Here is a 13,042-nt window from a genome sequence, read left to right as displayed (position 1 = left end):
ATTTCGATATGGACTACGCATTACAAGTGAAGGAGCTGTCCAAGGTATTCGGACAGCAGCGGGCATTGCAGCAAGTTTCATTTAATGTAAAAAAAGGTGAGGTCTTCGGTTTCCTGGGGCCGAGCGGATCCGGGAAGACAACGACAGTCAAAATTTTGACTGGTCAGCTTATGCAGACAGCTGGGGAAGTTAATATACTTGGCAAACCAGCTGCTAAAATGAAAGATGCTGACTTAGGCAGAATAGGTATCCTGACTGACAACAGTGGACTATATGAGCGGATGACAGTCCAGCAGAATCTGGATTTCTATGCAAAGCTTTATAGTGCTGCAGCTGGAAGAGTAGAAGAGGTTCTGCAGCTGGTTGGCTTAGCAGAAGATAAGAAGAAGCCGGTAAAAAAACTGTCAAAAGGTATGAAGCAGCGTGTGCTTCTTGCTCGTGCTGTTCTGCATAAACCGGAAGTTCTATTCCTGGATGAACCGACTTCTGCTTTAGATCCTGGAAATGTCCAAAAAATGCATGATCTTTTAAGGGATTTAAACCGCGAAGGGACGACGATTTTCCTGACCACCCACAATATGGAGGAAGCTGCACAGCTGTGCGACCGGGTTGCATTTCTTCATGAAGGACGAATACGGGAAATGGATGCACCGAACCAATTACAGCGTAAATATGCAAAAAACACAATCCACCTGGAATTGAAAGATGGTCGCAGCGAAACTATCGAGAATGATAAGGCAGGAGCAGAACAACTTTATCGATACATGCAAGCAGAGGAAGTCCTTGCTGTGCATTCCGATCAGCCGACATTGGGAGATATATTTATTGAAGTAACAGGGAGGAAATTAGCATGAATGCAGCTCGAATATCCGCAATGCTTGTGAAAGAATACCATGATATGAAATCTAATGTTCAAGTACTATCAATCCTGATTGTTCCTATATTTTTGGCCATCCTTTATAGCAGGATGGATGGCGAACAGGACTTTGCAGCTTCCTTTGTCTTTATTATTACTGTTACGTTTGTCACGATGTATGTTCAGGCTCTGTTGCTGGCAGAAGAGAAAGAAAAGAATACGCTGCAGGTTTTGTTGCTTTCACCTGCTAGCTCTGCTGATATCATGGTCGGTAAAAGCATCATTTCTGTTATCTTGACGATTATTATGTTCGTGGTATCCATGCTGATTATAAACGTAAGTGTAGAAAGTCCGGTCATGCTCTCCGTCATTCTGCTAATCGCTGTCATCCTCTTTGTTGCATTGGGAACCTTAGTTGGTTTGCTTAGTGAAAACCTAGTTCAGACTACGGTATATCTATTACCGTTAAGCTTCGTGTTCGGGTTTGGTCCTATGATCCAGATGTATTTCTCTGAGGGCATAGTGGCAGATATTTTAGGCTATACGCCAGGAAGTTTCATGATGGAAGCGTGTTTGGCAGCGATTAGCGGGGAGGCGTTTTCGGCTTATCGAGAAGACGTTATCTGGCTTGTTGGATGGACGGCTGCTGCTTTAGTAATAACCTTCATTACCTTCAAAAAGAAAAGTCTATCCAATTAAAAAAGCCGCCCATAACGGGCGGCTTTTCATTATCCTACACTACTGCGTTTGCGCAGATCCTGTTCGATTTGTTCCAGGCTCTTTCCGCGTGTCTCGGTCGTGAAGAATTTGACGAATAGAAAGGCAAGGATACCGATGACAGCGAAAATATAGAAAAGGTAGCTGATACCGATCGCATTGAGCAAAATCGGAAATAGTAATGACACAATCAAGTTAGCGCCATGCAGTGCGAAAGTGGCTACACCTGTTCCGATCCCGCGTACCTTTGTCGGAAATAGTTCTGGAAGCATGATCCAGACAACTGGTCCCCAAGTTGTCGAGAAAGAGACAATAAAGGTTCCAAGACAAATGATAATAGCCCATGTTGCGGCTGTGGAATCAGGTGCCAGTAAGTTAACTGTGGATAGAACGACCAAACTGACTACCATCCCGATATTACCTGCCATAAGCAAGGTCTTACGGTTGATCTTGTCCACGAAACGGATGGCGATGATCGTCATCAACACATTGACTGCACCGATGCCGACTGTACCGAGAATGGCAGCGGAATCTGCGAATCCAGCATTCTCAAGTGTTATTGGCGTGTAATAGATGATGGTGTTGATACCGATGAACTGCTGTAAGAAAGCAATACCCATTCCAGCAATCAATGCGGGCCGCACCCAGCTGGAAAACAGTTCTTTTATGCCGCCTTCATCCTCTTTTTCTGCTTTCTTCACTTCGGAAACTTCTTCGTCAATTGAGGCATTTTCACCCCGGACACGTTTTAGGATAGCGCGTGCTTGTTCTTCTTTTCCTGCCGTCAGTAGCCAGCGTGGGCTTTCGGGCATGAAGAACATACCGATGATTAAGATCGCTGCTGGTATGACAGCCAGTCCAAGCATCCAGCGCCATGCGCCTGCATCTGACAATGCGTAGTTTACGAGATAGGATGATAAAATACCTATCGTTATCAAAAGCTGGTTTAATGAAGCGAGAGAACCTCGTTTTTCTTTTGGTGCAAGTTCTGATAAGTATAGTGGAACAATTGTAGTGGAACAACCAACTGCCAAGCCGAGAATAACTCGGGCGATAACCATTGTAGTTACATTGACTGCAAGTCCAGCTGACAATGCGCCAATCAGGAATAAGATACCGGCTGCTATTATCGTCTTTTTACGTCCAATTTTATCTGTTACGCGGCCAGTAATGGCAGCACTGATGATAGCTCCTACTAATAGTGAGCTGACAACGAGCCCCTCCGTGAAGGAGTTCAGTCCGAGATCTTCGTCTATGTACAGCAGTGCACCGGAGATGACTCCAGTATCATATCCATAGAGCAGACCGCCAAGTGCACCAAAAAAATACAATAAGCCATTGGATTGCTTTTTCTGCATATATTGCTACCTCCTAAGTTGTGCGAAAACTATGTTATAATATGTAAGCCTTTTCCTCTTTCCGTATAAAATGAAACCTTTGCATCTGCTCTCGATTGAAAAGTCCCACAATAAACCATTATAATTTACTAGTATCAGAATTGACTACCTAAAAATATTATTAGGAGGATTTTACTTGGCTAAAAAAATGATAGCAATCGACCTGGATGGAACGTTATTGAATACCGAGAGTCAAATCCCCGAAGAAAATAAAGCGGCAATCAAGCGTGCTATTGATGCTGATATGCTCGTTTCTATCAGTACTGGACGTGCAACATTCGATGTAAAGTCTCTTGTTGGAGATGACTTGGATATACCGATCATCGCTTCCAATGGGGGGACGATCCATGATGTTGGATATAAATTACTTAATACAATCACCTTTGAAAAAGAACTGGCAAGGGAAATAGCGACGTACCTCATTGAACAGGATATCTACTTTGAAGTGTATACAGAAACAGAGCTGCTCTCTCCTTATAATGGACAAGAAAAACTCCAGGCAGAGTTGGATAAAGTAATCTCTGCCAACCCTGATGAAAGCTTGGAGAAGCTTTGGATTGGTGCTATGTCCCAGTTCAAGCAATCTGGTATCCGCTTTGTACCGGATATCGATCATATTTTCACCGATGAAAATACGATATTCAAGATCCTTGTCTTCAGTTTTGATCTTCAGAATCTGGCGAAAGTGTATAAAGCTATCAGGCAGAATGCGAAAATCACGGTTACATCTTCTGGAGAGCATATTCTCGAAATATTGCCTGAGAAATCTGGTAAAGGTTATGCAGTAACGATGCTTGCAGAAAAGTATGGAATTCACAAGGAAGATATCTATGCAGTTGGAGACAGCCCGAATGATATCAGCATGTTTGAGGTTGCTGGCAACGGTGTCGCGATGGAGAATGCGATGACGGAGCTCATGGAAATTGCTACGCATGTTACAAAAACAAATGATGAACTGGGTGTGGCGTACTTTATTGATAAGCTGATTGCTGGAGAGCAGGAAGAGCTGCGCAGAGTCGAAGAAGGCGTATAGGATAAACCTGGCACAGGAATGTGCCGGGTTTATTTTTTTCCTGTTCATGCTGATTTGTTAGGAATTTTCCAATAAAGGGATGCGTAAGCTGCGAGTTCCATGTAAAATAGAGTGATAATCATTCTCAGAAAGAAGTGTTGGTTCTTGTTAAAGGAGTTTTTCGCTTTTTATAAACCGTATAAACGGCTTTTCATGCTGGACTTCGGCAGTGCTGTGTTCGTAGCAATATTGGAGCTTGCCTTTCCAATCGGAGTAAATATGATGGTAGACCGACTGCTTCCAACGGAAAACTGGAGCTGGATTGTGACAGCGTGTATTTTGCTGTTCATCGTTTATGGCTTGAGTACAGTCACGCAATACATCGTTACCTATTGGGGACATAAGCTCGGGATCAATATCGAACGGGATATGCGCAAACGGCTATTCGAGCATATACAAAAGCTGAGTTTTCGTTTCTTTGATAATACAAAGGTAGGGAATCTGATTTCCCGTTTGACGAACGATTTGTTTATGATCGGGGAGATGGCTCACCATGGCCCGGAGGATCTTTTCATCGCGTTAATGACCATTGTTGGTGCGCTGACAATCATGTTCTTCATCAACTGGCCGCTTGCGCTTATGACGATGCTCGTTGTTCCGGTATTGTTCTGGATCGTTCTATATTGCAACAAGAAAATGACAGAAGCCTCTAGAAGGATGAACGAAGATACGGCTGATTTCAGTTCCCGTATCGAGAATACAGTCGGGGGTATCCGCGTTGTTCAGGCTTTTACAAATGAAGCGCATGAAGAAGCACGATTTAAGGTTAACAATGAACGTTACCGTCTGACGAAACTGCTCTCCTATAAAATCATGGCATTGAATCTATCTGTCACGTATATGCTGATGCGATTCATAGCTGTGTTTCAGTTAGTTGCCGGAGCGTGGTTCATTATTCAAGGAAGGATGTCTTACGGAGATCTTGTAGCCTTCATTCTACTGACAAACGTATTCTTCCAGCCGATTCAGAAAATCGGCGCAATCATCGAGCTTTATCCAAAAGGAATCGCAGGATTCCAGCGCTATATGGACATCATGCGGCTTGATCCTGATATCAAGGATGCACCAAATGCCAAGCAGGTTGATGGTCTTACAGGGAATATCCGGTATGATAACGTCTCTTTTGGGTACAAAGAGGGCAGCTCGATTCTCAAAGATATTAGTTTCTCGATAAAGGCAGGGGAGACGGTTGCTTTTGTCGGACCTTCTGGAGCTGGCAAATCTACGATATGCAGTCTGCTGCCGCGCTTTTATGAGCGGAATGCAGGGGAAATCACTATTGATGGCATTCCGACTGATGAAATGACATTGGCATCTTTGCGCAGTCAAATCGGCATCGTGCAGCAGGATGTATACTTGTTCGGCGGCACCATCAGGGAAAATATCGCATACGGCAAGCTGGATGCTACTGATGCAGAAATTGAGGAAGCGGCTAGAAGAGCCCAACTGACTGATTTTCTTGCTGAATTGCCGAAAGGCTTGGATACCGTCATCGGGGAGCGTGGAGTCATGATTTCCGGCGGTCAGAAGCAACGTATTTCAATAGCCCGTGTATTCTTGAAGAATCCGCCAATTCTTATACTGGATGAAGCAACATCCGCATTGGATACTGAAACGGAAGTCAAGATACAGGAAGCTCTGGATGAGCTGTCAGCGGGGCGTACCACTTTAGTAATTGCCCACCGTTTGGCAACAATCAAGCATGCTGATAAAATCATCATGGTAACCAAACAAGGTATAACGGAAGAAGGAAAGCATAAAGAACTTTTGGAAAAAGAGGGTGCTTATCGCCGCCTTTATGATGCACAGTTCGCTCATTGATTCATCGAAACAGGAAGTTTTCTTCCATAAGGGAGAAGTAACTTCCTGTTTTTTTGTAAGAAATGAAAGCGTTTTCTCAAAGTGTGTGTTAGAATATTTTACAATGAAATTAGAATTATTAGATTTTTTCGACGATATACTATTGCGGATTTGCTTGTATTTAGGTAACATCACAGGGAAGGAAAGCTCACATGAATTTTGATACATAGGAGGAAGAGCTAATGAGCACTATTTCGATTGATAGTCTTATAAGAGATAAAGCGGAAAAACTATGCGCGGTAAGTGAACGTATTTGGGAGTTCGCGGAACTGCGTTTTCAAGAGAAACGATCAGCAGCGCTTCTTGCGGATGTGCTGGAAGAGGAAGGGTTTGACGTCCAGCGCGGTATTGCAGGTATCGAAACCGCATTCGTAGCAAACTTTGGTGCAGGCAAACCAGTAATTTCCTTTTTGGGTGAATTTGATGCGCTATCCGACTTGAGTCAGGAAGCTGGTGTGATTGAACAGAAGGCGATTGTGCCTGGAGGTTCAGGACATGGCTGCGGGCATAATTTGCTTGGTACAAGTGCACTTGGTGCAGCGTTGGCAGTAAAGGAGTATTTACAGGAGAACGGATTGAGCGGTACTGTTCGTTACTACGGCTGCCCAGGAGAAGAGGGTGGATCAGGCAAAACCTTCATGGCTAAAGAGGGCGTTTTTGATGATGCAGATGCAGCTATTACATGGCATCCATTTACGCACAGCGGGGTGCAAAGAGCTGAGACGTTGGCCAACTATCAAGTATATTTCAAGTTCAAAGGTAAAAGTGCGCACGCAGCAGGCGGACCGCATTTAGGGCGCAGTGCGCTGGATGCGGTCGAGCTGATGAATATCGGCACCAACTTCCTGCGGGAGCACGTTATACAGGATGCGCGTTTGCATTATGCGATTACGAATGCTGGGGGCGTTTCTCCAAACGTTGTCCAGCCAGAAGCGGAAGTTCTTTATTTGGTCAGGGCTCCGGAAACAGAGCAAGTAGAAAGTATCTACCAGCGTGTAGTGAAGATTGCCAAAGGGGCAGCTCTGATGACAGAAACAGAGTTGGAAATAACGTTTGATAAGGCTTGTTCTGGTTTCATCCGCAACACAATCCTCGAGCATGTTATGCAGGAGCAGGTGGAGCGTGTCCAAGTGCCTGAGTATTCAGCAGAAGAACTCGATTTTGCAAGAGGTATTCAAAAGACCTTAAGTGAAGAGGATATTTCTTCTGATAAAAAATCAATTCTCCAGCTAATCGGAAAGGATGCAGCATTGTGGGAAGAGGAAATGGAGACATCACCTATTCTTACAACACCAATTCCGTACCATGATGGAGACAATTTCCAATACGGCTCTACTGACGTAGGGGATGTAAGCAGAATCACACCTACTATCCAATTCCATGCAGCTTGCTTTGCCATTGGTACTCCATTGCATACGTGGCAAGTAGTATCACAGGGTAAAACACCTTTAGCACAAAAAGGAATGCTCTATGCGAGTGAAGTAATGGCAGCTACTGCGCTGTCCCTATTCGATAAGCCGGAAAAGCTGGAAGCTGCTAAGCTTGAACTGCAAAAGCGTATAGGTCCAAATGGATATACGAGTCCTATCCCGGATGGTGTCAAGCCAACCATTTTAGCTTAACTAACAGATTGGGGGTAAAGAGATGGAAAAACAAACACAGAATGGCGGTTCGCAAAAGCCCGGAAAAGAAGAGGGGAAAGTTCTAAGGTTTCTCTCAGCTATAGAACGGGCTGGTAATAAGCTGCCTGATCCATTTATGCTTTTTATTTACTTAGCTATCTTTATTGCTATTGTTTCATGGATTATGAGTATGCTTGGCGTATCCGTCACCACACCGGAAAATGAGGTTGTGGAAGTAAACAACATGATATCGGAAGAAGGATTGATCTTCGCTTTATCCTCTATGCTGGAAAACTTCACGGGATTTGCTCCGCTTGGTCTTGTACTGGTCATGATGTTCGGTATCGGGCTCGCGCAGCATGTAGGATTCTTTGAAGTAGTCATGCGCGGTATGGTAATGAACATCCCGAAAAGTCTTGTTACGTATATGATCATTTTCACTGGTGTTTTGGGGAATATTGCATCGGATGCTGCAATGGTAATTATACCGCCGCTTGCTGCCATGATTTATTATTCTATCGGAAAGCATCCGATTGCAGGGCTCCTGACATCATTTGTTGCTGTATCCGCAGGATTTACAGCGAACTTCTTGATTGCAGGTACGGATGTCTTGCTATCCGGTATATCGACTGAAGTTATTCAAGGGCAGTATCCTGATGCGCGTGCAGTTTCGCCGTTGGATAACTGGTACTTCATGGCTGCCTCTACTATAATGCTCGTCTTTGTCGTATCATTTGTTTCCAAGAAATTGATTGAACCTCGTTTGGGTGAATATGATCCTTCTTTTGCAGATAAAGGCATCTTGAACGAGCAGATTGAAAAACTTCGTCCGGAGCAGAAACGCGGCATTCGGAATGCATTGATTGTTGCTGGAGTTTATATCATCCTAATTTCGCTGCTTATCGTCCCTTCTAATGGCATTCTGCGAGGGGAAGAGGGAACAATCATCCCTTCGCCATTTTTAAGTAATATCGTTCCGCTGATTTTAGTCCTTTTCATTATCTTGGCTGTAGTTTATGGGTTTACTGCAGGGACATTGAAGAAAATCTCCGATATCCCAGAGAAAATGGGAATTGCAATGAAAGAGATGTCAGGATTTATTGTCCTGGTATTTGCAGCTGCGCAATTCATTGCTTACTTTGAATGGACAAATATTAGTACCATCATTGCGGTAAATGGTAGTATCGCACTGGAAAATATGAATGTAACAGGTGTTGGAGCGATGGTCGGCTTCACATTAATCAGTGCGATTGTCAATCTGTTCATCACAAGTGGTTCCGCGCTTTGGGCACTGCTTGCACCGGTATTCCTACCGATGTTCTACCAATTGGGATATGATCCAGCTTATACGCAGGTGGCCTTCCGTATTGGGGATTCTGCCTTCAATATTCTATCACCGATGAGTCCTTACGTTGTTATGCTGCTTGGGTTCATGAAGCGGTACGATAAACGGGCAGGTCTAGGAACACTGATGTCACTCATGCTGCCATTTGCAGTCATCATATTAATTGCTTGGATCATTATGTTCGTTGTTTGGAGTTTGCTTGGGCTGCAGGTTGGTCCGGGTGTCGATATTCGCTTATAAGAAATTGGGCGCGCGCTTATGTGGCGCCCTTTTTTATTGACGTTTTCTTTGGAATAAGATACATTAATTACTGAAAGTAACTCGATAATTATAAGTAACTAATAGATGGTTGCTTAGTCGGGTATGCTATCAAACGGTACTACAATTTTTGGAGGGATATATAATGACTCAAGATTTTTTCAAAGCTTTAGAAAACAGAAGATCTATTTATGGACTAGCAAAGGAATCTCCTGTTTCTGATGAACGTATTCAGGAAATTGTGGAGTTTGCAGTTAAATACACACCATCTGCTTTCAACTCTCAAAGCACACGTGTAATCGTGCTTCTTGGAGACAAGCATGATCGTTTCTGGGATCTTACTGAAGAGCAGCTTCGTGCAGTAGTGCCTGCTGATAACTTTGCGCCGACGGAAGAAAAAATTGCATCTTTCCGTAATGGATATGGTACGGTTCTATTCTTTGAAGATGAAACAGTTGTAAAAGGTCTTCAAGAGCAATTCGCGCTTTATGCAGAAAACTTCCCAATCTGGTCCGAGCAGACTTCTGGTATGCACCAGCTTGTGGTCTGGACTGCATTGGAGATGGAAGGTCTTGGTGCGAGCCTGCAGCACTATAACCCATTAGTGGACGAGGCTATCCAAAAAGAATGGGATATCCCATCCAACTGGAAGCTTCGCGGTCAGATGCCTTTTGGTAAACCGACAATGCCAGCTGGCGATAAAGAATTCCAGCCTTTGGAAGAGCGCGTTAAAGTCATTAAATAAAAAAAGTGCTATTGTCGCATATGGACAATAGCACTTTTTTTAGATATAATTATTTGAAAATTCTGTTACAATTATATTACATATGTTTCTTCTGCAGAAGGCCGGGGTATATAATAGCTACCACTACTATAAATGCGAAAGGAAGGAAGTAAAGTGAGTGCATATCCATATAAAAAGTTGCAGCATGCCGGTGACTTGTCAGATGATGAACGAGATGAGATTCTGACTACCTTGGAGCGATACATGGATTACTTGCGTGATGAATTGTCGAAATCAGATGACCTTCCTGCTGTTAAATAGAAAAAAGGAGTATCCCTCATTGGGATACTCCTTTTATTCTTACATAATTGCCGTGATCAAGAATGGCAAAGTGACGATAGAAAGGATTGCACTGATTACGAAAGCAGATGCAACCTCTGTTTCCAAGCTCTTGAAACGGATTGCAATCATAGTTGCAACGGCAGAACCCGGGAAAGATACAAGCAATACTGCTTGAACGAAATCATTATGTGTCAAACCAAGCGCAAGTGCAATTCCAACCATAACAAGCGGTTGAACAACTGCTTTTAAAATAGCAATTGAAAATGCAGAGAAGCTAAGTTTGATTTTGTTAATACCGATTGTTACACCAACTGCGAATAGTGCAACACCAGATACGACATCACCGATTTGGTCAAGTGATTTCTCGCCTAATTCCGGAAGGTGGAAGTTAAAGACTAGAACAAGTATAAGACCGATAATTGGTACACATGCAAGCGGTTCTGTAAGACCGTGTGCGATAGATTTCATTGTTACTTTGAAAAGGCTCTCTTTGTTTTCAGCTGATTCAGCATCTTTATTACGTGTTCCAATTGTACCGAAGATAGTAGACATTGGATCGAGCACAGCATTTACGATGATACCCATAAGGGCGATCGGAATTGCAATTGCATCTGCACCGAAGATACTACCCATTACTGGGATACCCATAAAGGCGAAAGTTGGCTGTGTTGAATTCAGTGAGAACATCGTTGAAGTAACAAAGTCATATTTAGTAGTCCATTTTGTAATAAGTAGTAAAACGATAAAGAATCCGATAACACCAATCAGCAAAGCTACAAGGAATGAAGCTTTATCAAAGATTGTTTCGCGGGAAGTTGTTGTGATCCCAACGAATAAGTGTGCTGGCAATGCGATTTTTGTTACAAGTGTGTTGATCCCTTTAGATGTTTCTTTGTTGAAGATGCCGCGATTCCCAGCGATGAATCCAAGAAGGATAACGAAGAAAATCGGGACTAGTATGATGAAAATTTCACCAAAACTCATGTTCTTTCCACTCCCTACAGTAGTTATAATGCTCATGTTGTCAAAATTAATACAGGTGCCTCCTTTTGGAAGGAGTCACCTGCACCATGAGAAATTCTTTAAAGGCTTAGCCTCTGATGGATTTATATTCTGGTTTCCAAACAGATTTAGCTATTAGGTCTTTGATTTCTTCAGGTTTTGCATCAGATACGCCATCTTCGATTGCAGCTTTAGCAACAGCTTCTGCAACAGCGGTTGAAACTGGTTGAAGCTCATCGATTGCTGGAAGCAAAGAGCCACCTTGAGTATTGCTGTTAACCATGTCTGCAATTGCATTAGCTGCTGCTGCAAACATAGAAGCTGTGATCAAGTTCGCTTTAACAGCGATGGATCCAAGTCCAAGACCTGGGAACGCGAATGCGTTGTTTGCTTGACCGATGTGGTAAGTTGTTCCTTTGTATTCAACAGGATCAAACGGGCTGCCTGTTGCGATTAGAGCTTTACCGTCTGTCCATTCAAGCAAGTCTTTTGGAATTGCTTCCGCAAGTGGTGTTGGGTTGGACATAGGCATGATAACTGGATGCTCTACGTGTTTAGCCATCTCTTTAATGATTTCTGCACTGAAAGCACCAGCTTGGCCAGATGTACCGATTAAGATAGTTGGTTTCACTTGGCGGATAACTTCAGCAAGACCGATTATGCCATCTTCTCTATTCCAGTCTTTTACTTCATCAGCGGAACGAAGGTAAGGTTTCTGGAATTCAGCAATGCCGTCCATGTCATCAGTCAAAAGACCGCGTTGGTCGATTGCCCAGAAGTTTTTCAATGCGTCTTCTTTAGAGATCCCGTCAAGTACCATCGTAGCCGCAATTTGGTCTGCGTTACCGATACCGGCAGAACCAGGACCGAATACAACTACACGCTGTTCGCTGATTGGAGTACCAGTGACTTTGGAAGCACTCATTACAGCTGCAAGTGTGATTGCGCCAGTACCTTGGATGTCATCATTGAAAGTAAGGATCTTATCGCCGTATTTATCGATGATGTTACGTGCGTTACGGTTACCGAAGTCTTCCCAGTGAAGAAGTACGTTAGGGAACTTCTCAACAGTTTTGCTGATGAATGCATCGATGAACTGATCGTATTGCTCACCGCGTACACGTTTATGACGGTTACCGACATAAAGTGGATCGTTAAGCAATGTTTCGTTGTCTGTACCAGCATCAATTACTACAGGAAGTACACGGTTAGGGTCGATACCAGCAGCAGCTGTGTAAACAGCCAGTTTACCGATAGCGATATTCAATCCGCCGACACCCCAGTCACCAATTCCAAGAATGCTCTCAGAGTCAGTTACTACGATCAAATCGATTTCATCTGTGTTAAGCAATGTATTTTCGTATGCTTGCTCGATGCTGTCCGGGTTGTTGATATCAAGATAAACACCGCCTGGACGCTGGTACTCATGGCTGTATTCCTGGATAGCTTGTCCTACAGTTGGAGTATAAACGACAGGAAGCATTTCGCTTAGATGATCAGTCAACAGACGATAGTAAAGAACAACGTTACGGTTGTACAGCTGGTTCAATGTGTTGTTTTTCAACAAATTATTAGGCTGTGCATTGAACTGTTCGTAAGCGCGTTTTACTTGCTCATCCAATGTTAAAACGGTCGCTGGCAAAACACCTTCAAGACCAAGCTCAGCTCGTTCTTCTTTCGTAAAAGCGACACCTTTATTTAGAAAAGGATTTGAAATTAAGTTCTTACCTCTTAGAGAAGTGGATATGGATCCATCTTCATTATTGCGATATGTGTTCATATCTGATTCCACCTTTTCGAATGATTACTTACCTTTTGTAACTGCCACAATCCATTCTATCACTATT

At 43.3% G+C, this 13,042-nt stretch carries 11 protein-coding genes; 8 read left to right on the top strand and 3 right to left on the bottom strand.

Annotated elements, in window-relative coordinates:
- The first annotated feature begins 8 nt into the window (after nt 1-8).
- Nucleotides 9-854, top strand: coding sequence for an ABC transporter ATP-binding protein (locus ACH6C1_RS14300; RefSeq protein WP_374078120.1), 846 nt, complete (start codon nt 9-11; stop codon nt 852-854).
- Nucleotides 851-1,555, top strand: coding sequence for an ABC transporter permease (locus ACH6C1_RS14295; RefSeq protein ID WP_095223933.1), 705 nt, complete (start codon nt 851-853; stop codon nt 1,553-1,555). Before ACH6C1_RS14300 ends, ACH6C1_RS14295 begins: the two co-directional genes overlap by 4 nt.
- A 29-nt stretch (nt 1,556-1,584) precedes the next feature.
- Here ACH6C1_RS14295 and ACH6C1_RS14290 read toward each other — a convergent pair whose 3' ends face one another.
- On the bottom strand, nt 1,585-2,931 hold the full coding sequence (locus ACH6C1_RS14290; protein ID WP_366248645.1) for a sugar porter family MFS transporter: 1,347 nt from the start codon (nt 2,929-2,931) through the stop codon (nt 1,585-1,587).
- Between the two features lie 187 nt (nt 2,932-3,118).
- On the opposite strand from ACH6C1_RS14290, the gene ACH6C1_RS14285 reads away from it, so the two are divergent.
- The 6 genes from ACH6C1_RS14285 to ACH6C1_RS14260 all read left to right on the top strand — a co-directional run bounded on the left by ACH6C1_RS14285 (nt 3,119) and on the right by ACH6C1_RS14260 (nt 10,172).
- Nucleotides 3,119-4,003 (top strand): Cof-type HAD-IIB family hydrolase, encoded by an 885-nt coding sequence (locus ACH6C1_RS14285; protein WP_374078604.1) that lies wholly within the window; start codon nt 3,119-3,121, stop codon nt 4,001-4,003.
- A gap of 144 nt (nt 4,004-4,147) precedes the next feature.
- Nucleotides 4,148-5,863: an ABC transporter ATP-binding protein gene (locus tag ACH6C1_RS14280; protein WP_374078117.1), complete on the top strand. Its 1,716-nt coding sequence runs from the start codon at nt 4,148-4,150 to the stop codon at nt 5,861-5,863.
- Between the two features lie 221 nt (nt 5,864-6,084).
- Complete coding sequence (locus ACH6C1_RS14275) at nt 6,085-7,524, top strand: M20 family metallopeptidase (protein WP_374078114.1); 1,440 nt, start codon at nt 6,085-6,087, stop codon at nt 7,522-7,524.
- Nucleotides 7,525-7,546: 22 nt separating this feature from the next.
- Nucleotides 7,547-9,109 carry an AbgT family transporter gene (locus ACH6C1_RS14270; RefSeq protein WP_095223937.1) on the top strand — a complete coding sequence of 521 codons (1,563 nt, stop codon included), beginning with the start codon at nt 7,547-7,549 and terminating at the stop codon, nt 9,107-9,109.
- A 163-nt stretch (nt 9,110-9,272) separates the two neighbouring features.
- Complete coding sequence (locus ACH6C1_RS14265; protein ID WP_366248648.1) at nt 9,273-9,872, top strand: nitroreductase family protein; 600 nt, start codon at nt 9,273-9,275, stop codon at nt 9,870-9,872.
- Nucleotides 9,873-10,025: 153 nt separating this feature from the next.
- Nucleotides 10,026-10,172, top strand: a complete 147-nt coding sequence (locus ACH6C1_RS14260; protein ID WP_170937651.1) for a hypothetical protein — start codon at nt 10,026-10,028, stop codon at nt 10,170-10,172.
- 39 nt (nt 10,173-10,211) lie between these two features.
- Here the strand turns inward: ACH6C1_RS14260 and ACH6C1_RS14255 are convergent, their stop codons facing one another.
- A complete protein-coding gene (locus ACH6C1_RS14255) occupies nt 10,212-11,177 on the bottom strand; it encodes an AEC family transporter (protein WP_374078110.1) in 966 nt (321 codons plus the stop codon).
- A gap of 106 nt (nt 11,178-11,283) precedes the next feature.
- A complete protein-coding gene (locus ACH6C1_RS14250; protein WP_374078106.1) occupies nt 11,284-12,975 on the bottom strand; it encodes an NAD-dependent malic enzyme in 1,692 nt (563 codons plus the stop codon).
- Nucleotides 12,976-13,042: the final 67 nt, after the last annotated feature.

Source organism: Terribacillus sp. JSM ZJ617 (genome assembly GCF_044383785.1).
GTDB lineage: Bacteria > Bacillota > Bacilli > Bacillales > Amphibacillaceae > Terribacillus.
Note: the sequence above shows the minus strand (reverse complement) of the source record. Positions and strands in the feature narration are given on the sequence as shown.

Bases quoted from the DNA above. Each gene is read 5' to 3' on its own strand.
- ACH6C1_RS14295 (WP_095223933.1), top strand. From the start codon at position 851: ATGAATGCAGCTCGAATATCCGCAATGCTTGTGAAAGAATACCATGAT.
- ACH6C1_RS14290 (WP_366248645.1), bottom strand. From the start codon at position 2,931: ATGCAGAAAAAGCAATCCAATGGCTTATTGTATTTTTTTGGTGCACTT.
- ACH6C1_RS14285 (WP_374078604.1), top strand. From the start codon at position 3,119: ATGATAGCAATCGACCTGGATGGAACGTTATTGAATACCGAGAGTCAA.
- ACH6C1_RS14265 (WP_366248648.1), top strand. From the start codon at position 9,273: ATGACTCAAGATTTTTTCAAAGCTTTAGAAAACAGAAGATCTATTTAT.
- ACH6C1_RS14275 (WP_374078114.1), top strand. From the start codon at position 6,085: ATGAGCACTATTTCGATTGATAGTCTTATAAGAGATAAAGCGGAAAAA.
- ACH6C1_RS14250 (WP_374078106.1), bottom strand. From the start codon at position 12,975: ATGAACACATATCGCAATAATGAAGATGGATCCATATCCACTTCTCTA.
- ACH6C1_RS14255 (WP_374078110.1), bottom strand. From the start codon at position 11,177: ATGAGTTTTGGTGAAATTTTCATCATACTAGTCCCGATTTTCTTCGTT.
- ACH6C1_RS14300 (WP_374078120.1), top strand. From the start codon at position 9: ATGGACTACGCATTACAAGTGAAGGAGCTGTCCAAGGTATTCGGACAG.
- ACH6C1_RS14270 (WP_095223937.1), top strand. From the start codon at position 7,547: ATGGAAAAACAAACACAGAATGGCGGTTCGCAAAAGCCCGGAAAAGAA.